This window comes from Palleronia abyssalis (assembly GCF_900302445.1).
In the GTDB taxonomy this organism is placed as follows: Bacteria; Pseudomonadota; Alphaproteobacteria; order Rhodobacterales; family Rhodobacteraceae; genus Palleronia; species Palleronia abyssalis.
Genome location: NZ_ONZF01000007.1, coordinates 126,725 through 148,904, shown reverse-complemented (window position 1 = coordinate 148,904; position 22,180 = coordinate 126,725). Strand labels below are relative to the sequence as shown.

The 22,180-nt window shown below is 66.5% G+C and carries 17 protein-coding genes; 10 read left to right on the top strand and 7 right to left on the bottom strand.

The genetic code is table 11. From position 1 onward, the window contains the following. Positions 1 to 47 precede the first annotated feature (47 nt). Positions 48 to 737, bottom strand: a complete 690-nt coding sequence (locus tag PAA8504_RS14945) for an ABC transporter ATP-binding protein (protein ID WP_108894991.1) — start codon at positions 735 to 737, stop codon at positions 48 to 50. Between PAA8504_RS14945 and PAA8504_RS14940 the strand changes: the two genes are divergently transcribed. From PAA8504_RS14940 to PAA8504_RS14915, 6 genes are all read left to right on the top strand, one after another. Further along, on the top strand, positions 736 to 1,407 hold the full coding sequence (locus PAA8504_RS14940; protein WP_108894990.1) for an arylesterase: 672 nt from the start codon (positions 736 to 738) through the stop codon (positions 1,405 to 1,407). The genes PAA8504_RS14945 and PAA8504_RS14940 overlap by 2 nt on opposite strands. A gap of 63 nt (positions 1,408 to 1,470) precedes the next feature. After that, the gene (locus tag PAA8504_RS14935; protein WP_108894989.1) at positions 1,471 to 2,874 is read left to right on the top strand and encodes an FAD-binding oxidoreductase; all 1,404 of its coding nucleotides are present in this window, start codon (positions 1,471 to 1,473) and stop codon (positions 2,872 to 2,874) included. 40 nt (positions 2,875 to 2,914) lie between these two features. Then, positions 2,915 to 4,114 carry an MFS transporter gene (locus PAA8504_RS14930; RefSeq protein ID WP_108894988.1) on the top strand — a complete coding sequence of 400 codons (1,200 nt, stop codon included), beginning with the start codon at positions 2,915 to 2,917 and terminating at the stop codon, positions 4,112 to 4,114. Positions 4,115 to 4,133: 19 nt separating this feature from the next. Next, positions 4,134 to 5,018, top strand: a complete 885-nt coding sequence (locus tag PAA8504_RS14925; protein WP_108894987.1) for a prephenate dehydrogenase — start codon at positions 4,134 to 4,136, stop codon at positions 5,016 to 5,018. Further along, a complete protein-coding gene (locus tag PAA8504_RS14920; RefSeq protein ID WP_108894986.1) occupies positions 5,015 to 5,866 on the top strand; it encodes a prephenate dehydratase in 852 nt (283 codons plus the stop codon). The genes PAA8504_RS14925 and PAA8504_RS14920 overlap by 4 nt, the downstream gene beginning before the upstream one ends. Positions 5,867 to 5,877: 11 nt before the next feature. Then, positions 5,878 to 6,618, top strand: a complete 741-nt coding sequence (locus PAA8504_RS14915) for a hypothetical protein (RefSeq protein ID WP_146190503.1) — start codon at positions 5,878 to 5,880, stop codon at positions 6,616 to 6,618. A 73-nt stretch (positions 6,619 to 6,691) separates the two neighbouring features. Here PAA8504_RS14915 and aspS read toward each other — a convergent pair whose 3' ends face one another. Beyond that, positions 6,692 to 8,464 (bottom strand): aspartate--tRNA ligase, encoded by a 1,773-nt coding sequence (aspS, locus tag PAA8504_RS14910; RefSeq protein WP_108894984.1) that lies wholly within the window; start codon positions 8,462 to 8,464, stop codon positions 6,692 to 6,694. Positions 8,465 to 8,628: 164 nt separating this feature from the next. On the opposite strand from aspS, the gene PAA8504_RS14905 reads away from it, so the two are divergent. The 3 genes from PAA8504_RS14905 to PAA8504_RS14895 all read left to right on the top strand — a co-directional run bounded on the left by PAA8504_RS14905 (position 8,629) and on the right by PAA8504_RS14895 (position 13,966). Beyond that, positions 8,629 to 9,822 (top strand): SAM-dependent methyltransferase, encoded by a 1,194-nt coding sequence (locus tag PAA8504_RS14905; RefSeq protein ID WP_108894983.1) that lies wholly within the window; start codon positions 8,629 to 8,631, stop codon positions 9,820 to 9,822. A 173-nt stretch (positions 9,823 to 9,995) separates the two neighbouring features. Beyond that, positions 9,996 to 13,346 carry a carbamoyl-phosphate synthase large subunit gene (gene carB, locus PAA8504_RS14900; RefSeq protein WP_108894982.1) on the top strand — a complete coding sequence of 1,117 codons (3,351 nt, stop codon included), beginning with the start codon at positions 9,996 to 9,998 and terminating at the stop codon, positions 13,344 to 13,346. Positions 13,347 to 13,384: 38 nt separating this feature from the next. Continuing rightward, positions 13,385 to 13,966, top strand: a complete 582-nt coding sequence (locus PAA8504_RS14895) for a thymidine kinase (protein WP_108894981.1) — start codon at positions 13,385 to 13,387, stop codon at positions 13,964 to 13,966. Here PAA8504_RS14895 and PAA8504_RS14890 read toward each other — a convergent pair. From PAA8504_RS14890 to PAA8504_RS14870, 5 genes are read right to left on the bottom strand one after another with little or no spacing between them, the layout of a single operon-like run. Then, positions 13,963 to 14,733 carry a TerC family protein gene (locus PAA8504_RS14890; protein ID WP_108894980.1) on the bottom strand — a complete coding sequence of 257 codons (771 nt, stop codon included), beginning with the start codon at positions 14,731 to 14,733 and terminating at the stop codon, positions 13,963 to 13,965. The two genes, PAA8504_RS14895 and PAA8504_RS14890, sit on opposite strands and share 4 nt — an antisense overlap. Positions 14,734 to 14,791: 58 nt before the next feature. Next, positions 14,792 to 16,846 (bottom strand): hypothetical protein, encoded by a 2,055-nt coding sequence (locus tag PAA8504_RS14885; RefSeq protein WP_108894979.1) that lies wholly within the window; start codon positions 16,844 to 16,846, stop codon positions 14,792 to 14,794. Between the two features lie 46 nt (positions 16,847 to 16,892). Next, entirely contained in the window at positions 16,893 to 19,652 is a 2,760-nt protein-coding gene (locus tag PAA8504_RS14880) for a DUF4159 domain-containing protein (protein ID WP_108894978.1), read from the bottom strand. Continuing rightward, a complete protein-coding gene (locus PAA8504_RS14875) occupies positions 19,652 to 20,527 on the bottom strand; it encodes a DUF58 domain-containing protein (protein ID WP_108894977.1) in 876 nt (291 codons plus the stop codon). The genes PAA8504_RS14880 and PAA8504_RS14875 overlap by 1 nt, the downstream gene beginning before the upstream one ends. Beyond that, positions 20,524 to 21,525, bottom strand: coding sequence for an AAA family ATPase (locus tag PAA8504_RS14870; RefSeq protein ID WP_108894976.1), 1,002 nt, complete (start codon positions 21,523 to 21,525; stop codon positions 20,524 to 20,526). The genes PAA8504_RS14875 and PAA8504_RS14870 overlap by 4 nt, the downstream gene beginning before the upstream one ends. A gap of 64 nt (positions 21,526 to 21,589) precedes the next feature. Here PAA8504_RS14870 and PAA8504_RS14865 point away from each other — a divergent pair, with 64 nt between their 5' ends. Next, positions 21,590 to 22,177, top strand: a complete 588-nt coding sequence (locus tag PAA8504_RS14865; protein ID WP_108894975.1) for a DUF1285 domain-containing protein — start codon at positions 21,590 to 21,592, stop codon at positions 22,175 to 22,177. Positions 22,178 to 22,180 lie beyond the last annotated feature (3 nt).

The following is a 22,180-nucleotide window of genomic DNA, read 5'->3' as shown; positions in this document are numbered from 1 at the left end:
GCCCCCGCCCTGCGGGCCCCCCAGGGTATTTTCCCAAGGATGAAGGGTCATTCGGCGGCCTCGGCCTGGCGATCGAGGCGCCCGTCCACGAGGCGGATGGTGCGGCTGCAGCGGGCGGCGAGGTCGGGGGCGTGGGTGACTAGGATCAGGGTTGCGCCGTGGCGGGCGTTCAGGTCGAACAGCAGGTCCATGATCGTCTGGCCGGTGGGGCCGTCCAGATTGCCCGTGGGCTCGTCCGCCAGCAGAATCTCGGGGCGCGGGGCTGCGGCGCGGGCCAGGGCGACGCGTTGTTGTTCGCCGCCCGAAAGCTCGGACGGGTAGTGGTTCATCCGTTTGCCCAGCCCGACGGCCGAAAGCTCCTCGGCCGCGCGGTCGAAGGCGTCTGCGTGGCCGGCGAGTTCCAGCGGGGTTGCGACGTTTTCGAGCGCCGTCATCGTCGGGATCAGGTGGAAGGACTGGAACACCACCCCCATATGCGATCGGCGGAACCGGGCCAGCGCGTCTTCGTTCATCGCGGTCAGGTCCTGGCCCAACGCATGGACCTTGCCGCCGGTGGCGCGCTCCAGTCCGCCCATGACCATGAGGAGAGACGATTTGCCCGATCCACTCGGCCCCACCAGCCCCAGCGTTTCGCCGCGCCTTACGTCAAGCGTGATGTCCTTTAGGATGTCGACCGGTCCGGCATTGCCGTCGAGGGTCAGGTCGGCCTTTTCGAGGCTGAGGATCGTGTCGGACATGCGGTACCCTTTGTTGCGTGTGGCATATGGGGTGGCCTCGGGCGCGCTCAAGGCCGGTGTGGTGATCGGTCTCGCCGGGGCGGCCTCGGCCGAGGTGACGGTGGCCGCGCTGGGCGACTCGTTGACGCAAGGCTATGGGCTGGCGCAATCGGACGGGTTCGTGCCCCGGTTGGAGGCCTGGTTGCAGGAGCAGGGGGCCGATGTGTCGGTGATCAACGCGGGCGTGTCGGGCGATACGACGGCGGGCGGTCTGAGCCGTGTGGAGTGGACTTTGACGCCGGATGTGGACGCGATGATCGTGGCTTTGGGGGGCAATGACCTGTTGCGGGGCCTCGATCCGGGGGCGTCCAGGGAGAACCTGGACGGTATCCTTAAGGCAGCGGATGTGGCGGGGGTCGAGGTGCTTCTGGTCGGTATGGAAGCGCCGGGGAATTACGGCGCGGACTACAAACGCGCCTTCGACGGAATGTACGGCGAATTGTCGGAAAAATGGGGTGTTCCGCTGGCCGAGAGCTCTTTTCTGGGCGCTTTGATGCAGATCGAGGATCGGCAGGCGGCGATGCGGGAGTTCATGCAATCGGACGGTATCCACCCCAATGCCGAGGGCGTGACAGTGATCGTCGAGACGCTGGGGCCGGATGTGCTGGACCTGGTGGAACGCGCCGAGTGACGCGGTCTGGCGCATTGTCGCGCGATGCGTGATGCTGCCGCCCATCGCGACGGGGAGGGCCGCATGGACATCATCGAGACGTTGAGAGGGATCGTAGGCAGTACGCATGTTCTGACGGGAGCGGATGCCGCCCCCTTCGCCCAGGATTGGACCGGCGCCTATCGCGGCGAGCCGATCTGTGCCGTGCGGCCCGCCGATACGGGCGAGGTGGCGGCGGTTGTGAAGGCGGCTGCGGCGGCTGGGATCGCGGTAGTGCCTGTGGCCGGGAATACCGGGCTGATGGGCGGCACGCACGCGCCGGGCCGCATCGCGCTGAGCCTTGAGCGGATGAACCGGATTCGCGAAATACGCGAAGGCGCGCGCATCGCCATCGTCGAGGCAGGTGTCGTGCTGACCCAGCTTCACGAGGCGGCCGACCAGCATGGGCTGGTATTCCCGCTGACCTTCGGGGCCAAAGGCTCGGCCCGGATCGGCGGGGTTCTGGGGACAAATGCCGGCGGGTCGAACGTCCTGCGCTATGGCAACACGCGGGCGCTGTGTCTGGGGCTGGAGGTGGTGATGCCGGACGGGCAGGTGCTGAACACCATGTCCGAGCTGATGAAGGACAATTCCGGCTATGACCTGCGCGACATGTTCATCGGGGCCGAAGGGACGCTGGGCATCGTCACCGCTGCCGTGATGAGGTTGCACCCCAAGCCCTTGGCCTATGCGACGGCGATGGTCGCAGTGCCGTCCGTGGCCGATGCGTTGGGGCTTCTGAACCGCCTGCAAAGCGCCACCGGGGGGGCTGTCGAGGCGTTCGAATACATGCCCCGCAGCTACTTCGAAGGGTGGACCAAGCGCGAACCGGACAAGCGGCCCCCGTTCGAGACGACCTATGACCACGCGATCATGGTCGAGGTCGGCGCCACCGCGCCCCGCGACGCGACACCCAACGAAACCGGAGAGATCCCGATCCAGGCCTATCTGGAAGAGGTGCTGGGCGAGATGATCGAGGCCGGCACGGCGCTGGACGCCACCGTCGCCCGATCCGAAGCGCAGCGCCGCGAGATCTGGGAGCGGCGCGAGATCGCGGGCGAGCTGTCGCTTGGCGCTGGTCCCTTCGTGCTGACCGATGTCAGCGTTCCGCTGGACCGGGTGGAGCCGTTCCTGGACCGCGCCTATGCCGCGCTGGAGGCCGATGATCCCGACGTGCGGCATCTTCTAGTCAGCCATCTGGGCGACGGCAATCTGCATCTGACAGTCTGGCCCTCGGACGGGGACGACGGATACGAGCGCGTGATGGAGATCGTCGAGGACATCGTTCAGGAGATGGGCGGCTCGTTCTCGGCCGAGCACGGGATCGGGCTGGGCAAGCGGGGGGCCATGGCGCGGCGCAAGGACAAGGTCGCGCTGGAAGTCATGGGCAAGATCAAGGCGGCGCTGGATCCGCAGGGGATCATGAACCCCGGCAAGGTTCTGCCGTAGGGGCATTGCGGGTACGGGGGCGGCGTGCCAATGGCGCGGCATGCTTGCCCTCCGCCTGATCGCGCAAGACCGCGCGCTGCAACTCGTCACGCTGGCGTTCCTGGTTCACGGGACTTTCGCCGCCTCACTGGTGCCCTATCGCTCGCTTCTGGGGGTGGAGTGGTTCGGGCTATCGGACGGCATGTTCTCGCTGGTGTTCGCGCTGGGATCGACCCTCAGCCTGTTCTGCGCCATCGGAGTGGGCATCCTGACCGACCGGACGGGGCGACGGCGCAACGCGGCGCGGCTGGCCTCGGCCTCGGCCGTGACGGGGGCCGCGCTGGTGTTCCTCGTGGACCAGACATGGGCTTTCGTGCTGGCGCATGTGTTGTTCTTTCCCATCGGCATGACGTTGTTCTCGCAGCTTTTCACGCTGGCCCGACTGGCGGCATCGGTCCACCCGCCCGAGACGCGGACGGCGCTTCTGTCGGCGATCCGGGCCGCGTTCGCGGTGCCTTTCGTGCTGGTTCTGCCGGTCTGGTCGGTCGTCCTGTCGGCGGGGGTGCCGCTGATCTGGGTCTATGGCGTCTGCGCCATGGCCGAGGCGATGACGCTGACGCTGTTCCTGCTGGCTTGGCCGCGCGACGGGGGCACCCGCTGGAAGGATGCACCCTCCGGGCTGACGCTGGTCGGCGCCCTGCGGGAACTGGCCGAGCCGCGTGTCGTGGGGCGGTCCGCCCTGGTGGTTCTGGTGCTGTCGGGCGTTCAGATCTACCTGATCCTCGTGGGTCTAGTCCTGACGGGGTTCGAGGGGAGGGATGCGGGCGATGTGGCGATCTTCGCGGGTGCGGTCGCGGGGCTGGAGATTCCGTTCATGCTGATGCTGGCCACCCCGTTGGCGCGGTTCGGGCAGGTGAAGACCATCGCCTTCGGGGCGCTGGTATATGCCGCTTTCGTGGGGCTGATGCCGGTGCTGGGGCCGTCGCCCGCGGTGTGGATCCTGCCGATCCTCGGGGCACTGGGCGGGGCGATCATCCTGACCGTGCCGAACGCGTTCCTGCAGGACCTGATGGACGCGCGGCCCGGGGCAGGGGGCTCGCTGATCGCGCTCAGCAATCTGGCGGCGCAGCTTCTGGCGGCGGGGATCTTCGCGGGCGGCACGGCGCTGGGCGGCTACGGGCTGGTCGCGTGGATCGCGGCGCTGGTGATCTCGGCCGGGGGGCTGGGGCTGGCGTGGCGCGGTGGAAACAACACCGCCTGAGGCCATTGTCAAAGGGCGCATGGCCTGTAAGACAGTCCCGCGCAGCGAAAGGGACCTCATGGACGCGCCGGGCAAAATCGGAATCGTCGGCACCGGCTTGGTCGGGGCGGCCTTCGCGGCTTTGGTCACGGGGCGCAAGCCCGGCATCGGGGTCGAGGCGGTGGAACCGCAAGGCCCCTATCGCCAGGCCGTGGCCGCACAGTTGCCGCGTGTCGCGTGGAGGCATCGCGCCGCCGATCTGGCCGGGTGCGACATGGTCTTCCTGTGTGCCCCGCCGGGTGCACTGTCGAAGATCGCGCGAGAGGTTCTGGACGCCGGGGACGCGCTGGTCGTCGACATGGGATCCGTGAAGGGCCAGCTGGTCGAGGGGTTGGCGGACGCCCCGCGCTTCATCGGCGGCCATCCCCTTGCGGGCGGCAACCGCGCTGGTCCGTTCCGGGCGGCGCCCGATGTGCTGGTCGCCGCGCGCTTCGTCCTGACGCCCCATGCCGGAAACGCCGAGGCGGATATCGAACGTGTCGAGCGGTTCCTGGCCTCGCTGGGCTTCTCGGTCGTGCGAACCGACGCGCAGGCCCATGACGAGCTGATGGCGCGCACCTCGCATTTGCCGCACCTGCTGTCCTACGCCTATGCCAACGTCCTGTCGCGAATGGACCCCGACGAGCTTCAGGTGTTTTCCTCACGCTCGACCCAGACGCTGACCCGGCACGCCGCCGGCAACACCCGGATGTGGGGCGAAATCCTGCAACAGAACGCCGAGCCGGTGTCGGCCGCGCTGGACGATCTGATCGCCGAGCTTATGACCCTCAGAAACGCCTTCGCGGGGCAGGGGACCAGTGTCGCCACCCGACTGGACCCCGCCGCCGCCATTGCCGCGACCCTTAATCGGAGCAACGAAGAATGACCAAGATCGGCTATCTGGGCCAACCCGGCAGCTATTCGCATCAGGCCGCCACGCAGCTTCGCCCCGACGGCGAGCATGTTCATTATCCCTCGTTCGAGGAATTGGTGACGGCGACCGAAACCGGAGAAGTAGCCGAGGCCGTGCTGCCGCTGGAAAACTCGGAATCGGGGCGCATCCCGGACGTCCACCGGCTGGTCGTGTCGATGGAGCTGTTCATCATGGGCGAGCTGCTGCTGGACGTGTCGCATTGCCTGGTGACCTGCGGCCCCGCGGTCGAGGCCGAGATCCATTCGGTCTTCAGCCACCCGCAGGGCTTCCTGCAATCCTCAAAATTCCTGAAGGACCGCTTCCCCGACGCGCAGCGCCGCACCCGCAGCGACACCGCGACCGCTGTGCGCGAAGTCGTCGCGTCGAAGGACCGGCATCTGGCGGCCGTCGGGTCGGAATTTGCCGCAAAGCACTATGGCGGTACAGTGCTGCACAGGGGCATCTCGAACCGCGAGGACAACATTACCCGCTTCGTGATCGTCGGCAAGGAAGCGACGTTCGACGACGTGGACGACATGTCCTCGCTGATCATCCAGGTGGGCCACAAGCCCGGCAGTCTGGTGCAGGCGCTGGCGGTGTTCGGGCAGCATGGCGTGAACATCACCAAGCTGGAAACCTACATGATTTCCGAACGGACCGAGCTTCCGACCTTCTATCTGGACGTGGGCTGCGGCGGGCAGGCGCAGAAGCTGATCGACGCCATGCGCGACATTGAGCCCCATATCTCGTATTCCAAGTTCCTGGGGTCCTACAAAGCCGATCCGCGCCGGTCCGGTCGGAACGGATTCCTCAAGCCATGACGGAGGCCGCGATGAGCAACCCGAAATACGACGACATCGCCTTCTTCGTGGACGAAGAGAAGGCCAAGTTCGACGCCTTCGCCCACGGCAAATCCATCACGGATCTGGGCAAGCTGGTGCTGGCCGTGCGCAATGCCGAACATCTGGGTGCCGCGGCCGAGCAGATGGCGGCGGCCTACCTCATCACCAACCTTCTGCTGATGAGCCGCGCTCAGCGGCGGATTGCAAAGCTGGTCATCCTGGACATGGAAGGCACAGACCGGGCGAAGCTGTTTCCCGTGACGAACGCGCTGCGGTATTTCCTGATGGAGGATTACACGCAGATCGACAATTTCGATGCTTGGGCAACCTCGCTGCGCGAGACGGCCGGAGTCTCGACCCGGTTGCGCGACGAATTGAACGACCTGTCGGACTTCATGACCTCGTCCGAGTTCGCCGATGCCGGGTCCGGCCACCGCAAGGCCGAGACGATGCTGGCCGTGCGGTCCCCGGCCTTCACCGAGGATCAGGGCCTGACCGCGGACGTGTCGAACCCGTTCATGGCGCGGTTCACGGCAGCGGGTGTCGAAAGCGTCGATGTCCTGGGCCAGTCCGTCTATGGCGAGGCGTTCTCGATGCGGGTCGCCAATTCGCGCGATGTCATCGTGATCGACATCGACGGCGCCCGGGCGAAAGAGGCCATCGGGCAGTGGATCGCGCGATTGGACGACGTTCTGGACAATGCGCTTCTGGGGCTGAAGCCCTCGAACTGATCCCGGACGGGGACATGAAAAAGGCCCGCCATCCTGTCCGGGTGGCGGGCCTTCTTGCATTCTGTAAAAGGCGCTATTCGCGCGGCAGAACCCGCAGGCCAAGCTCGCGCAGCTGGGCGGGCGTAGGCTCCGAAGGGGCGCCCATCATCAGGTCCTGCGCCTGCTGGTTCATCGGGAACATTATGACCTGCCGGATATTCTGCTCGTCCGCCAGCAGCATCACCATCCGGTCGATCCCGGCGGCGCAGCCACCGTGGGGCGGGGCGCCATACTGGAACGCGTTGACCATGCCGCCGAAGCGCTCGCGCACCTCGGATTCGGGGTAGCCCGCGATCTCGAACGCCTTGAACATGATTTCGGGGCGGTGGTTCCGGATCGCGCCCGACACCAGCTCGTACCCGTTGCAGGCCAGGTCGTACTGGAAGCCCTTCACCTCCAGCGGGTCGCCGTCCAGCGCCTCCATCCCGCCTTGTGGCATCGAGAACGGGTTGTGGCTGAAGTCGATCTTCCCCTCGTCGTCCTTCTCGTACATCGGGAAATCGACGATCCACGCGAAGGCGAAGCGGTCCTTGTCGGTCAGCCCAAGTTCGTCCCCGATGACGGTGCGGGCACGGCCAGCGACGCCTTCGAAATCCGAGGGTTTGCCGCCAAGGAAGAAGGCGGCATCGCCCTTGCCGAGCGACAGTTGCTGGCGGATCGCCTCGGTCCGTTCGGGGCCGATATTCTTGGCCAGCGGCCCGGCGGCTTCGAGGCCGTTTTCGCCGTCACGCCAGAAGATATATCCCATCCCCGGAAGGCCCTGCTCCTGCGCGAACTTGTTCATCCGGTCGCAGAACTTGCGGCTGCCGCCCTTGGGGGCGGGAATGGCGCGGATTTCGGTGCCTTCTTTTTCCAGCAAGCTGGCGAAGATCGCAAAGCCGGACCCGGCGAAATGCTCGGAAACGACCTGCATCTCGATCGGGTTGCGCAGATCGGGCTTGTCGGTGCCGTATTTCAGCGCGGCGTCGGCATAACTGATGCGCGGGAAGGCCTGATCCACGGCGCGACCGCCGCCGAACTTCTCGAAACAGCCGCGCATGACCGGCTCGATCGTGGCAAACACGTCCTCTTGCTCGACGAAGGACATTTCCAGGTCGAGCTGGTAGAAATCGGTGGGCGAGCGGTCGGCGCGCGGGTCTTCGTCGCGGAAGCAGGGGGCGATCTGGAAATACTTGTCGAAGCCCGACACCATGATCAGCTGCTTGAACTGCTGCGGAGCCTGCGGCAGCGCATAGAACTTGCCCGGATGCAGGCGCGACGGCACCAGAAAGTCGCGCGCGCCCTCGGGGGACGAAGCGGTCAGGATCGGTGTCTGGTATTCGTTGAAGCCCTGGCCCCACATCCGCTCGCGCAGGTCGCGCACGACGTCAGACCGCAGCACCATGTTCTTGTGCAACGTCTCGCGCCGCAGGTCGAGGAAGCGGTATTTCAGGCGCGTTTCCTCGGGGTACTCGGGTTCGCCGAAGACGGGCAGGGGAAGCTCGCCCGCGCGGCCCAGAACCTCGATCCCGCGGCAATAGACCTCGATCTCTCCCGTGGGCAGCTTGGCGTTCACCAGGCTTTCGTCACGGGCCTTCACGCTGCCGTCGATGCGGATGCACCATTCGCTGCGGACCTTCTCGACCTCGGAAAACACCGGGCTGTCGGGGTCGCAGATCACCTGCGTCATGCCGAAATGGTCGCGCAGGTCGATGAACAGCACGCCGCCGTGGTCGCGCACGCGATGGACCCAGCCGGCCAGGCGCACGTCGTCGCCGACATTGGCTTTCCTCAGGTCGGCGCAGGTGTGGCTGCGGTAGGCGTGCATGACGGACTCCGTGAAACAGGGCTTGACCCGCGCGATACACATGCCTGCCGCCATGAAGTCAAGCGCAGGGGGTACTTGACCCCGCCGCCCGGAAGAACAGAGTTCAAGGTGTGGTGAAGAGTCGCAGACGTTGTAACAGAAGAAGAAAAGCCGAGGACAAGCCCATGTGGGAGAGGGTGTTCGAACAAATCGTTCGATCGATCGTGAAGCAGGGAACGCTGGACGTGACGCTGCCGTCGGGTCGGACGTTCCGGGCCGGATCCGGGGCACCGGAAATCGCAGTCGAGATCAAGACCGAAAGCCGCCTGGCCGATATCGTCCGAAACCCCGATCTGGGCATGGGCGAAGGCTATATGGATGGCGACATCCTGATCGAGAACGACGATCTGCGCGGGTTCATGGGGTTGATCCTTGGCAACATGCGCGCCGGGAATCGCCATTGGATCCAGAACGCGCAGGTCGGCCTGGGCCGCCAGTTGCGCCGCGTGTCGCAGTTCAATCCCGCCACCCGGGCGCGCAAGAACGTGGCCCATCACTACGATCTGTCGGCCGAACTATACGACATCTTTCTTGACGACGACCGGCAGTATTCCTGCGCCTACTGGCCCTCGGACGACATCACGCTGGAAGAGGCGCAGCTGGCCAAGAAGCGCCACATCGCCAAGAAACTGCTGATCGAGCCGGGGATGCGCGTCCTCGATATCGGGTGCGGCTGGGGCGGCATGGCGATCACCCTGGCCGAGGAGTTCGGGGCCCAAGTCGTCGGCGTGACCCTGTCCGAAGAACAACACAAGTTGGGGCAGGAGCGTGTGGCCGCCAGGGGCCTGCAGGACAAGGTGGACATCCGTCTGCAGGATTACCGCGACGTCGAAGGGCCGTTCGACCGCATCGTGTCCGTGGGAATGTTCGAACATGTCGGCCAGCCCCATTACGACGAATATTTCGGCAAGGTCCGCGAGGTTTTGGACAAGGACGGCGTGGCGCTGATCCACACGATCGGGCGCACCAATCCGCCCGGCATCACATCGCCCTTCATCGCCAAGTACATCTTTCCCGGCGGCTATATTCCCGCCCTGTCCGAGACTTCGGCCGCCATCGAACGTCAGTCTCTCGCCTCGACCGATATCGAGGTCTGGCGCCTGCACTACGCCAAGACCCTGCGAAGCTGGACGGACCGTTTCGAGGCCGGGATCGACAAGGCGCGCGCGCTGTATGACGAGCGGTTCTGCCGGATGTGGCGCTACTACCTCATCGCTTCCGAGATGAGCTTCATCGCCGGCCATCAGGTCGTCTTCCAGCTTCAGCTGACGCGAGAGATCGACGCCGTCCCGATCACGCGCGACTACCTCTACGGATAGGCGGCGAGGGCGCCCTCGCTACGTCTCCCTTAACCGGAACGCCCCGGTCACACCCCGCCTGCGACCCAAATAGTGGTAGGGTTCGACCAAGATGGCGGGCCCCCGTCGTTCAGGGGCCTTGCGCCCCCGAGCGCGGCCCGTATAACCCCGGACGATTTGCCCCGGGGGACGCCATGCCGAAACGTACCGATATTCAGTCCATCATGATCATCGGGGCCGGACCCATCATCATCGGGCAGGCCTGCGAATTCGACTATTCCGGCGCACAGGCCTGCAAGGCCCTGCGCGAAGAGGGGTATCGCGTCATCCTCGTCAACTCGAACCCCGCGACGATCATGACCGATCCCGGTCTGGCCGACGCGACCTATATCGAGCCGATCACCCCCGAGGTGGTCGCCAAGATCATCGAGAAGGAAAAGCCCGACGCGCTGCTGCCGACCATGGGCGGTCAGACTGGCCTGAATACCGCCCTGAAGCTGGAAGAGATGGGCGTGTTGGAAAAGCACGGGGTCGAGATGATCGGCGCCCGCCGCGAGGCTATCGAGATGGCCGAGGACCGGGGCCTGTTCCGCGAGGCGATGGACCGGATCGGGCTGGAAAACCCCCGCGCCACGATCGTGTCCGCGCCGAAGACCGAGAAGGGCTTCGACATCAAGGCGGGCGTCGCCAAGGCGATGGAGGCGCTGGAGGATATCGGCCTGCCCGCGATCATCCGACCCGCCTACACGCTGGGCGGCACCGGTGGCGGCGTTGCCTATAATCGCGAGGAATACGAGCATTTCGTCCGCTCGGGCATGGATGCGTCGCCGGTTGCGCAGGTGCTGGTGGACGAAAGCCTTCTGGGCTGGAAAGAGTTCGAGATGGAGGTCGTCCGCGACAAGGCGGACAACGCGATCATCGTCTGCGCGATCGAGAACGTGGATCCGATGGGCGTCCACACCGGCGACTCGATCACCGTCGCGCCCGCGCTGACGCTGACCGACAAGGAATACCAGCAGATGCGCGCGGCCAGCATCGCCGTCCTGCGCGAGATCGGGGTCGAAACCGGCGGGTCGAACGTCCAATGGGCCGTGAACCCCGATGACGGCCGCATGGTGGTGATTGAGATGAACCCGCGGGTCTCGCGCTCCTCTGCGCTGGCCTCCAAAGCCACCGGTTTTCCGATCGCCAAGATCGCTGCGAAGCTGGCGGTGGGCTATACGCTGGATGAGCTCGACAACGACATCACCGGCGTCACGCCCGCATCGTTCGAGCCGTCGATCGACTATGTCGTCACCAAGATCCCGCGCTTCGCGTTCGAGAAATTCCCCGGCGCCAAGAACGACCTGACCACGGCGATGAAGTCGGTGGGTGAGGCCATGGCCATCGGCCGCACCTTCCACGAGTCTGTGCAAAAGGCGCTGTCTTCGATGGAAACGGGGCTGTCGGGTTTTGACGAGATCGCGATTCCGGGCATCGACGACAATCCCGCCTCGTCTCAGTCGCGCGCCGCGATCACCAAGGCGCTGGCCCGCCAGACCCCCGACCGGCTGCGCATCGTGGCCCAAGCCATGCGCTATGGCCTGACGCTGGACGAGATCCACGCCACCACCAGCTACGACCCGTGGTTCCTTGCCCGCATCCACGAGATCGTCGACGCCGAGGAACAGGTGCGCAAGAACGGCCTGCCCCGCGACGAGGACGGGCTGCGCGATCTGAAGATGATGGGCTTCACCGATGCGCGTCTGGCCAAGCTGACCGGCCGGGACGAGGCGCAGGTGCGCCGCGCACGTCAGAACCTTGGCGTGACGGCTGTATTCAAGCGCATCGACACCTGCGCCGCCGAGTTCGAGGCGCAGACGCCCTACATGTATTCGACCTACGAGGCCCCGATGATGGGCGAGGTCGAGGATGAGGCGCGCCCCTCGAACCGCGAGAAGATCGTGATCCTGGGCGGCGGTCCGAACCGGATCGGGCAGGGGATCGAGTTCGATTACTGCTGCTGTCACGCGTGCTACGCGCTGTCGGATGCGGGCTACGAGACCATCATGGTCAACTGCAACCCCGAGACGGTCAGCACGGATTACGACACCTCGGACCGTCTTTACTTCGAGCCGCTGACCTTCGAGCATGTGATGGAGATCCTGCGGGTCGAACAGGAAAACGGCACCCTGAAAGGCGTCATCGTCCAGTTCGGGGGACAAACGCCGCTGAAGCTGGCCAATGACTTGCAAGAAGCCGGGATCCCGATCCTCGGGACCTCGCCCGACGCCATCGACTTGGCCGAGGATCGCGAGCGGTTCCAGGCCATGCTGAACGAGCTGGGCCTGAAGCAGCCGAAGAACGGCCTGGCGCGGTCGGACGAACAGGCGCTTGAGATGGCCTCCGAAGTCGGCTTCCCGCTGGTGATCCGCCCGTCGTACGTGCTTGGCGGGCGCGCGATGGAGATCGTGCGCGATACCGACCATTTGAAGCGCTACATCCGCGACGCGGTGGACGTGTCGGGCAAGAACCCGGTGCTGCTGGACAGCTACCTGTCCGGCGCGGTCGAGGTCGACGTGGACTGCCTGTCGGATGGTCAAAACGTCCATGTCGCTGGCGTCATGCAGCATATCGAGGAGGCGGGCGTGCATTCCGGCGACAGCGCCTGCTGCCTGCCGCCGCACACCCTGCCGCGCGACATCGTCGAGGAGATGGAGCGTCAGGCCATCGCCATGGCCCTCAAGCTGGGTGTCGTGGGCCTGATGAACGTGCAGTTCGCGGTGAAGGACGGCGAGATCTACGTGCTCGAGGTCAATCCCCGCGCCAGCCGCACCGTGCCCTTCGTCGCCAAGGCCACCGACAGCGCCATCGCCGCCATCGCCTCGCGCCTCATGGCGGGCGAAAAGCTGGGCGCCTTCGCCGCGCGGCCTCCGTACCCCGAGGACGCGTCGGTCGAAAGCCCGCTGCCGCTGGCCGATCCGATGACGCTGGCCGACCCGGACATGCCGTGGTTCTCGGTCAAGGAATCGGTGCTTCCCTTCGCACGTTTTCCCGGCGTCGACACGCTTCTGGGCCCCGAGATGCGCTCGACCGGCGAGGTGATGGGCTGGGACCGCGACTTCGCCACCGCCTTCCTGAAGGCGCAGATGGGCGCGGGTGTGCATTTGCCGGACGAGGGGACGGTGTTCCTGTCAATCAAGGACACCGACAAGACCGACCAGCTTGTCGAGACCGCGCGCATCCTGATCGAGCTTGGCTTGTCGATTGTCGCCACTTCGGGAACGCATAGTTTCCTGGCTGAAAACGGGATCGAGTCAACCCTTGTGAACAAGGTCTACGAGCCCGGGCGCAACGTGGTGGACGTGATGAAGGATGGCGGCGTCGATCTGGTGATGAACACTACAGAAGGCGCGCAGGCGGTCGAGGACAGCCGCGCCATGCGGTCTGTCGCCCTGTACGGCAAGATCCCGTATTTCACCACGCTGTCCGGCAGCCATGCCGCAGCGCTGGCGATGCAGGCCCGTCGCACCGGCGATCTGGTGGTCCGCCCGCTGCAAGCCTGACCCTTGGCCTTCGCGCCCCGGACCAGTAACCGGGGCGCATGGCCAAGCTTTACTTCAACTATTCGACGATGAATGCCGGCAAATCGACCCTGCTGCTTCAGGCGTCTTACAACTACAACGAACGCGGCATGGAAACGCGGCTGCTGACGGCGCAGATGGACCGCCGTGCGGGCGACGCCCGCATCGGCAGCCGCATCGGCATCGGTGCCCCGGCCGAGACCTACGACCCCCAAGACGACCTGTTCGCCCGGATCGAGGGCTGGATTGCAGAGGCGACCATCGCCTGCGTCTTCGTGGACGAGGCCCAGTTCCTGACCGACGCGCAGGTCTGGCAACTGGCCCGCGCGGTGGACGACCTGAACGTGCCCGTGATGTGCTATGGCCTGCGCGTCGATTTCCGCGGCAAGCTGTTCCCCGGCTCGGCCGCGCTTCTGGCTTGGGCGGACGAGATGCGCGAAGTGCGCACGATCTGCTTTTGCGGCAGGAAAGCGACCATGGTGGTCCGTCAGGACGCAGAGGGGCGCGCCCTGACGGAAGGCGATCAGGTCCAGATCGGCGGGAACGAGACGTATGTTTCGCTCTGCCGGACCCACTGGCGAGAGGCCACGGGCGACCGCTAGGCCGGGTGCTGCGCCTTGGTGCGCCGCCTGCGGGACAGCATGTTCAGCACCTCGACCACCACGGCAAAGGCCATCGCGGAATAGATGTAGCCCTTCGGCACGTGCCGCCCGAACCCTTCCGCAATCAGGACCATCCCGATCATCAGTAAGAACGCCAGCGCCAGCATCACCACGGTGGGGTTGTTGTTGACGAACCGCGTCACGGGCCCCGCGGCGGCGAACATCACGCCCACGGCGACGATCACGGCGGCGACCATGATGGGAAGCTGATCGGTCATACCGATCGCCGTCAGGATCGAATCGACCGAGAACACCGCGTCCAGCGCGATGATCTGCACGATGGCCGCGCCAAGGGACGTGACCGCCTTGGTGCCGCCGTCTGAATGGGCCTCGGGGGATACCTTGTGATGGATCTCCTGCGTGGCTTTCACGCACAGGAACGCGCCGCCCGCGATCAGAATGATGTCACGCCACGAGAACGCGGTCTCGAAGCTTGGCTCGCCATGTTCGCCAAGCGCGCCTTGAATTCCAAGGTCGATCACCGGCGCAGTCAGTCCGACGATCCACGCGATCACCGACAGAAGCGCGAGACGCAGGATCAGGGCCAGCGACAGCCCGACGCGTTGCGCGATACGCGCCTGTTTCTCGGGCAGCTTGCCCGAAACGATCGAGATGAAGATGAGGTTGTCGATCCCCAGCACGATTTCCATAGTGACGAGGGCGGCAAAGGCGGCCCACGCCTGGGGTTGGCTTAGAAGGTCCAGCATAATGCGTCCCGGTTGAAGGTCTGGCGGGGCAACCTTGCGCGACGATACGGGTTCCCTGCTATCGCCGCCCTTCGCGCAGCCACGCCCCGATGGCAAGGCCCCCGGCCACAAGCAGCCAGACCCACGCGGGCAGAAGCGGAATCGCCGTGACGTCCGCCGTTAGGTAGGCCTCCCTCGGGGTGATCCCGATCCAGCCGCGTCCCGCTGCGGGCCGCCCTTCGCGGACCTGCCGCACATCCGGCAAGCCATCCTCGATCGAGGCGATCCCACCGCGCGTCCCGTCGATCACCGGATCCAGCCGTTCACCGCTTGCAACGGTTTCCTCGAACTCGCGCGGGGCGCTGGGACCAAGGGCGATCACCGCCTCCTCCTCGCCCTGAGCAAGGCGGTAGAGGCCGATCTCGGGGCCGACATACTCGGCTTGGAACCGCCCCGGTGCCACTTCTTCCATCTCCAGCGTCACGGTCTCGCCGTCCGGCCCTTCTATCTCGACCGGGCCGGCGGCGTCCTCCAGCGTGCGGCGGGTGATTGTCATCGTCTGCCCGTCCGCGGTGGCGGTCAAAGCCTCTTCCTCGAGCTCGGGCTCCTTCATCGACCAATGCGCCAGCCGCCGAAGCAGGTCGAGTTGCGGGCCGCCGCCCTCGAACCCGCGGCTCCAAAGCCACGCGTGGTCCGACCCCAGAAGCGCCACGCGCCCTTCGCCGACCCGGTCCAGCACCAGAAGGGGGCTGTCGCCGATTCCCGTCATCACCACGTCGCCCGACAACGGCTCCAGCTCGATCTGCCTCATCCAGCGGCCCCAATCGGGGGTCTCGGCGGTGCCGCCCAAGCCTTGGGTCACCGGGTGCCGCCGCCCCAGATCAGTCATTTCGGGCAGGAACGCCTCTTCCAGCACGCGGCTGGTCGGCGCGGCGGGCAGGATGTCGCCCAAGGGTGATCGATAAAGCGACGCGGCCGTCGCGAAATCCGGTCCGGCGGCCACCAAAACCGCACCCCCGTCCTCGACATACTGGCGTACGTTATCGAGGTAGATCGCCGGCAGGATCCCCCGCCGCTGATAGCGGTCGAAGATGATCAGGTCGAACTCGTCGATCTTTTCCAGAAACAGCTCGCGCGTGGGGAAGGCGATCAGCGACAGCTCGTTCACCGGCACGCCGTCCTGTTTCTCGGGGGGGCGCAGGATCGTGAAATGCACCAGATCGACGCTCGAATCCGACTTCAGCAGGTTCCGCCACGTCCGCTCACCCGGGTGCGGCTCGCCCGAGACCAGAAGCACCCGCAGACGGTCCCGTACCCCGTTGATCTGCACCACGGCGGCATTGTTGCGGTCGGTCAATTCGCCCTCGACAGCCGGCACGTTGAACTGGATGACGTTCATCCCCGCGTGCGGCAGCACAACAGGGAGCTCCATCTCCTCGCCGGTCGGGACAGTGAAGGTCCGAGGCTCGCCCCCGTCGATGGCGATCTCCAGCTCCACGAGGCCCTCCTGCGCTTCCGGCACGTCGCCCTGGTTGTCCACCCGAAGGCGCAAAGCGACTTCCTCGCCCAGAATCGCGAAGGCGGGGGCGGTCGTGATCTCCAACCGCCGGTCCCAGTCGCCTTCGCGCCCCGTCATCAGCAGATGCAGCGGTGCAGGCAGGTCCGGCGCCCGGTCCACATCATGCAGCCGCCCGTCCGAGATCAGCACCGCCCCTGCCAGCCGCGCCTGCGGCTCCTCGGCCATCGCCTCCGAAAGCGCCGTCATCAGAAGCGATCCGTCGTCCCCGATGCCGTCGCCCATCCGCACCACGCGTAGCTCGGTATTCTCCAGCCCCGCGATCTCGGCCTCCAGCCGCTCCAGCGCGGTCGCACTCTGGTCGGCCCGGTCGGAAATCCGCTGCGAGGCGCTTTCATCCACTACGGCAATGACGATGTCGGTCAGCGGGGCACGATCCTCGCTCTGCAGCGATGGCCCGCTCAGCGCCGCCAGCAGCGCCACCGCTGCCAGCCCGCGCAGCCACCAGCCGCCCAAACCGCGCCACAGGGCGACGCCCACGACCAACAGGGCCAGAACCGCCAGCCCGGCGATCACCGCCCATGGCACCAGCGGATCGAAGATCACGGTCTCGGTCAAAGCGGTTTGCCTTTCACCCTTGTGAAAATACCCAATCCCACGCGGCTCAATTTCCCAGCCGGTCGAGAAGGGCGGGTACGTGCACCTGGTCGGATTTGTAGTTGCCGGTCAGCACGTGCATGATCAGGTTCACCCCGAAGCGATACGCGATCTCGCGCTGCTGTTCCCCTGCGAACCCGCGCCCGACCGGGAACATCCGGCGGCCACCGTCGTCCACGGCCCAGGCGGCGGCCCAATCGTTGCCTCCGATGACCACGGGCGTCACGTTGTCGTTCAAGTCGCGGAAGGGCATTCCTTCCACCGCCTCGGCGTCGGGGGGCGCGGCCTCGACCCACAGGCCCCCTTCGCGGTGGCGGCCCGGGAAATCCTGAAGCAGGTAGAAGGTCCGCGTCAGCACGTGATCGTCGGGGATCTGCTCCAGCGGGGGCACGTCGAGAGGCCGGGCCAGCTCCTGAAGCTTGCGACCTGCGGGGGTGGTCCCGCCATAGCCCGAGACATCCGCATCGCGCGTGTCGAACAAGATCATGCCGCCGGTGCGCAGATAGGCGTTCAGCTTGGCATAAGCCGCGTCCGAGGGGCGAACCATGTCCGCTGTCACGGGCCAGTAAAGGAACGGGAACAGCGCCAGCTCGTCCTCTTCCAGATCAACGCCCACGGGCTCGGCCGGCTCGACCGAGGTGCGGCGGAACAGCACCTCGCCCAAGCCGCTCAGTCCGGCTTCGGCCACGCGGTCGATCTCGGCATCGCCGGTCAGGACATGGGCCAGCGTCACCTCGGCGGTGACGTCGACGGCGAAAGCCTCGTCCGTCGTCTCCTGCGCGCGAACCTCGCCGCCCATCGGCAGCACGGCCAGCGCACCAACAAGCGCGGCGGCGCGCGGGCCGGTCAGGCGTCCGGCCAGCCACAGCGCGGCCAGCACGTCGATCGCCAGGACGGCCAGCGCTAGCGACAGAAGAAGCCCGCCAAGGGGGCGTTCCTCGGTCGTCACGATCCCCTCGACCGGGACATTCCCGGGCCAAACGGCCGGGGTCAGAACAGTCTCGGGCCCGATCACGTTCAGTGCGATGCGGCGATCCTCCCCGGCATAGAGGCCCGGGGGGGTGTCCGGTCCGGGCACCTGTGCGGCCAGATCTTCGCCCGAAACGCCGGGCAGGTTCCCGGCCTCCTCGGCCTGGCCGAAGGCGGTCAGGCGCTGGTCGATGGACCATGTGGTGCCCGCCAGCTCCTCGGCTTCGAGCTGGGCCGGGCGGGTCGAGATGGCCAGCCGTTCCAGCATCGACACGAACAGGCCCGACAGGGGCAGGCTGGACCATTCAGCATTGGCGGTGACGTGGAACAGCACGACCTGCCCCGCGCCGATCCGCTTGCGCGTGACCAACGGCGTGCCATCGGTCAACGACGCGATCGTGCGCTCCGACAGGGTCGGGTCGGGTTGGGCCAGCACCTGCGCGTTCACTGTCACATCCCCAGGTATCGTCAGACCCGAGAACGGGGATTCGGCGTCGAAACTGCGCAGCGCCTTCGGTTCGCCCCAGCTCATCGCGCCGCCGACGGATCGGCCCCCGGCGCGCAGGCGCACGGGCAGCAGCGGATCTTCGTCATTGCGGCTGACGTCCGAGGCGGCCAGGCGCGGCCCGGCGAAGCGCACCAGCAGGCCGCCGGCTTCCACCCACTCCTCCAACGCGTCGGCTTGCCCGTCGGGGATCGTCGCGACATCGGCCAAGATGATCGCGTCGGGATTGGCCAGAAGCACCTCCGACAGGCCGCCATCCAGCAGGTCGGCCACGGGCTCCAACGCCTGTTCGAGGTAGTGGGTGGGGTTCAGAAGCTCCAGCGATTCGCGGTCGTCCTGTCCCGCGATCAACGCCACCTCGCGCCGCTTCAAAGCGTCGTCGGTCAGGCTGACCGCCCCGGCCGAGCGGGTGCCGACCACTTCGAACCGAGAAACGCGGTTGCGCAGCTCGGGCGGGAGGGACAAGGCCAGCGCGGCCTCGGTCTCGCCCGCGGGGAACGTCATCTCGGCCTCGGCCAGCCTCCGCTCGATCCCGTTGGGGTCCAGACCGCTGGCCCCGATGGTGACCGCTGCTTCGTCCCCCGCCGTCGCGCGCGTGGCCGACAAGGCGATGGCGCCGTCCTCGAACGCGGCCGGGCGCAGGCCGTAGACGGGGCGGGGGCTTTCGAAGACGCGGACGTTGCCCCGGTCCTGCAACGCAGCCAGCACGTCCTCGCGCCAGTCATAGGCCAGGCCGTCCGACAGCCAGATCGTGTCGAAGCCGCCGTCCAGCCCCTCGGCCCAGTCGACCGCGCCGTCCGGCGCCCAAGCTTCCGGCGCGAGGCCCGGAAGTTGCGCGGCCCAGGATTGCGCGGCACGGAAGGGCAGGTCGCCCTCGGGGCGGTCCGTCAACGTCACCACCGCAGCCGGCCGGTCGTCCCGCGCGGCCTCGCTCAGCGCCTGTTCGACCCGGTCGATCCGCCGCGGCCAGTCGCGCGCGTCCGCCCATGTCCCGTCCAGCAGGACGAGAAGCGGCCCGGTTCCGGGCTCCCTCGGTTCGGGGTTCAGCACCGGTCCCGCGAAGCCAGCGATCAGCGCCGCGATGGCTAACGACCGCAGTAGCAGCAGCCACCAGGGCGTCTTGTCGGATTGATGTTCCTCGTCTTGCAAACCCAGCAGAAGCGCCACGCCCGGAAACCTGCGTCGGATCGGCGCAGGCGGGACCGCGCGCAGCAGGATCCACAGGATCGGCAGCACGATCAGGCCCAGAAGGATCCAGGGGGCGGTGAAACCGATGGGGCCGATGATCAGCATCAGATCACCCTTTCCAACGCGGAATAGGCCCATAACAGCGCGCTCGTCGCGGGCTGGTCCGTGTGGTGGCAGCTATATTGCCAGCCGGCGACTTGCGCGAGTGAGGCCAGTTCGGCTTTCCGTTCGGCCAGGCGCTGCAGATAGCGGTCGCGCAGGTCGCGGGCCTTCAGAGTCTCGTGACGAATGCCGCCGCCCATGGATTCGAAGATGGTGCGGCCGTCGAAGGGGAACGCCTCCTCCTGCGGATCGAGGACTTGCAGCAGCACGCCCGACACACCGCGATCCGCAGCTTCGGTCAGTGCGGTGCGGGCGGGGGACAGATCGCCCAGGAAATCAGAGACGAACACCGCGCGCGACCGCGACGGCATCTCTCGCGCTTCGGGGGTGCCGTATTCGCCGTCGGAGTCCGGCCGCTCCATCGCTTCGGCCAAGCGCATCAGCTGCACCTCGCCGGTGCGGGCGGGCAGATCGTGGCCCATGAGGCCCACGCGCTCGCCAGCGTGGATCAGCAGAATCCCAAGCGCCAGCGCCATCTCGGACGCGCGGTGGCCCTTCTGGGGCAGTTTGCGGTCCGATGCGAACCGCATCGAGGCTGACGGGTCTACCCACAGCGTCACCGATTGTGCCGCCTGCCATTCCTTCTGCCGGATGAAATGCAGATCCGACCGTCCTGAGCGGCGCCAGTCGACATGCCGCGCCTCGTCGCCCTGAACGGCTTGCCGGTATTGCCAGAACTCGTCGCCCGGACCCGGCCGACGCCGTCCGTGCGATCCCAGCACGACCGATGCCGCCAAGTGCCGCGCACCGGCCAACAGTGGCGGGAAGGGCGCGGCAAGCTGTTCCGCACGGGACCGGAGGGCGACGGGATCGCTCACGCGGCGGACCTGACGCGCATCGTCCGTTCGACCGTTTCTTCGATGACGCGGGTCAGGCTTTCGCCACGGGCGCGGGCGGCGAAGGTCAGGGCCATGCGGTGGATCAACACCGGGTTCGCCATGTCGGCCACGTCTTCCACGTTGGGCGCCAGCCGCCCTTGGATCAGCGCGCGGGCGCGCACGGTCAGCATAAGCGCCTGCGCGGCGCGTGGGCCCGGGCCCCAGCCGACATACTGGCGCACGACATCCGGGGCGGTCTCGTCCTCGGGGCGGCAGGCGCGCACCAGATCGAGGATCGCGTCCATCACCCCGTCGCCCACCGGCATCCGCCGTAGCAGCATCTGCGCGGCGATCAGCTCGTGGTCGGTGAAGACGGCGTGGGCGGTCTCTTCGGTCGCGCCGGTGGTGGCCAGCAGGATGTCCCGCTCGGTCGCGCGGTCGGGGTAGGGGACGTCGATCTGCACGAGGAACCGGTCAAGCTGCGCTTCGGGCAGGGGATAGGTCCCCTCCTGCTCGATCGGATTCTGGGTCGCCAGCACGTGGAACGGGGCGGCCAGCGCATGGGCCTGCCCCGCGACGGTCACCGATTTCTCCTGCATCGCCTGCAGCAGCGCGGACTGGGTGCGGGGGCTGGCGCGGTTGATCTCGTCGGCCATCAGAAGCTGGGTGAAGATCGGGCCCTCGATGAACTTGAACGCCCGGCTGCCGTCGGTCCCGGTTTCCAGCACTTCCGATCCCAGAATATCCGCGGGCATCAGATCGGGTGTGAATTGCACCCGTTTGCCGTCCAGGCCCATGACGGTCGACAACGTTTCCACCAGGCGCGTCTTGCCAAGGCCCGGAAGACCAATCAGCAGCCCGTGACCGCCGCACAACAGGGTCGAGATCACGAGGTCCACGACACGCGTCTGGCCGATGAACCGCTTGGTGATGGACGTGCGGGCCTCGGCCAGCTTGCCCCCCAATGCGTCGATCTCGTCCAGAATGGGGTCGGCCATGACATCGCTCCTGAGGCTGCTAGGTGTATCCGCACACCCTGCGTAGGTATCTCAGGGCACACAAATGACAAAACCGGAGGTGGGACAAATGGCCGTGATGCCCGACGCCAAAGTGCTCGAAGAGGCCGCCCGTGCTGCATCGAAAGGCGGTTTGCCGCCCGTCGACAAGTGGGATCCGCCGTTCTGTGGCGATCTGGACATGCAGATCCGCCGCGACGGGACATGGTTTTACGAGGGAACGCCCATCGGCCGGCCGAAGATGGTTCGCCTGTTCTCGACCATCCTGAAGCGCGAGGGCGATGATTATTTTCTGGTCACGCCCGTCGAAAAGGTGGGCATCAAGGTCGAGGACGCGCCCTTCGTCGCCATCGACTTCACGGAAGATGACGGCGCGTTGACCTTCACCACCAACGTGGGAGACCGGGTGACCGCCGATTCAGACCACCCGATCCGCGTGGTGCGCGACGAAGACGGAGAGCCTTCGCCCTATGTCGAGGTGCGCCGCGGCCTAGAGGCGTTGATCGACCGCAAAAGCTTCTATCGCCTTGTCGATATAGGCGAGGTGCGGGACCATGACGGGGCCGAATGGTTCGGCGTCGTCTCCTCCGGCACGTTCTTTCCTATCGCGCCTGCGCGCGACCTGCCGGACTGACGG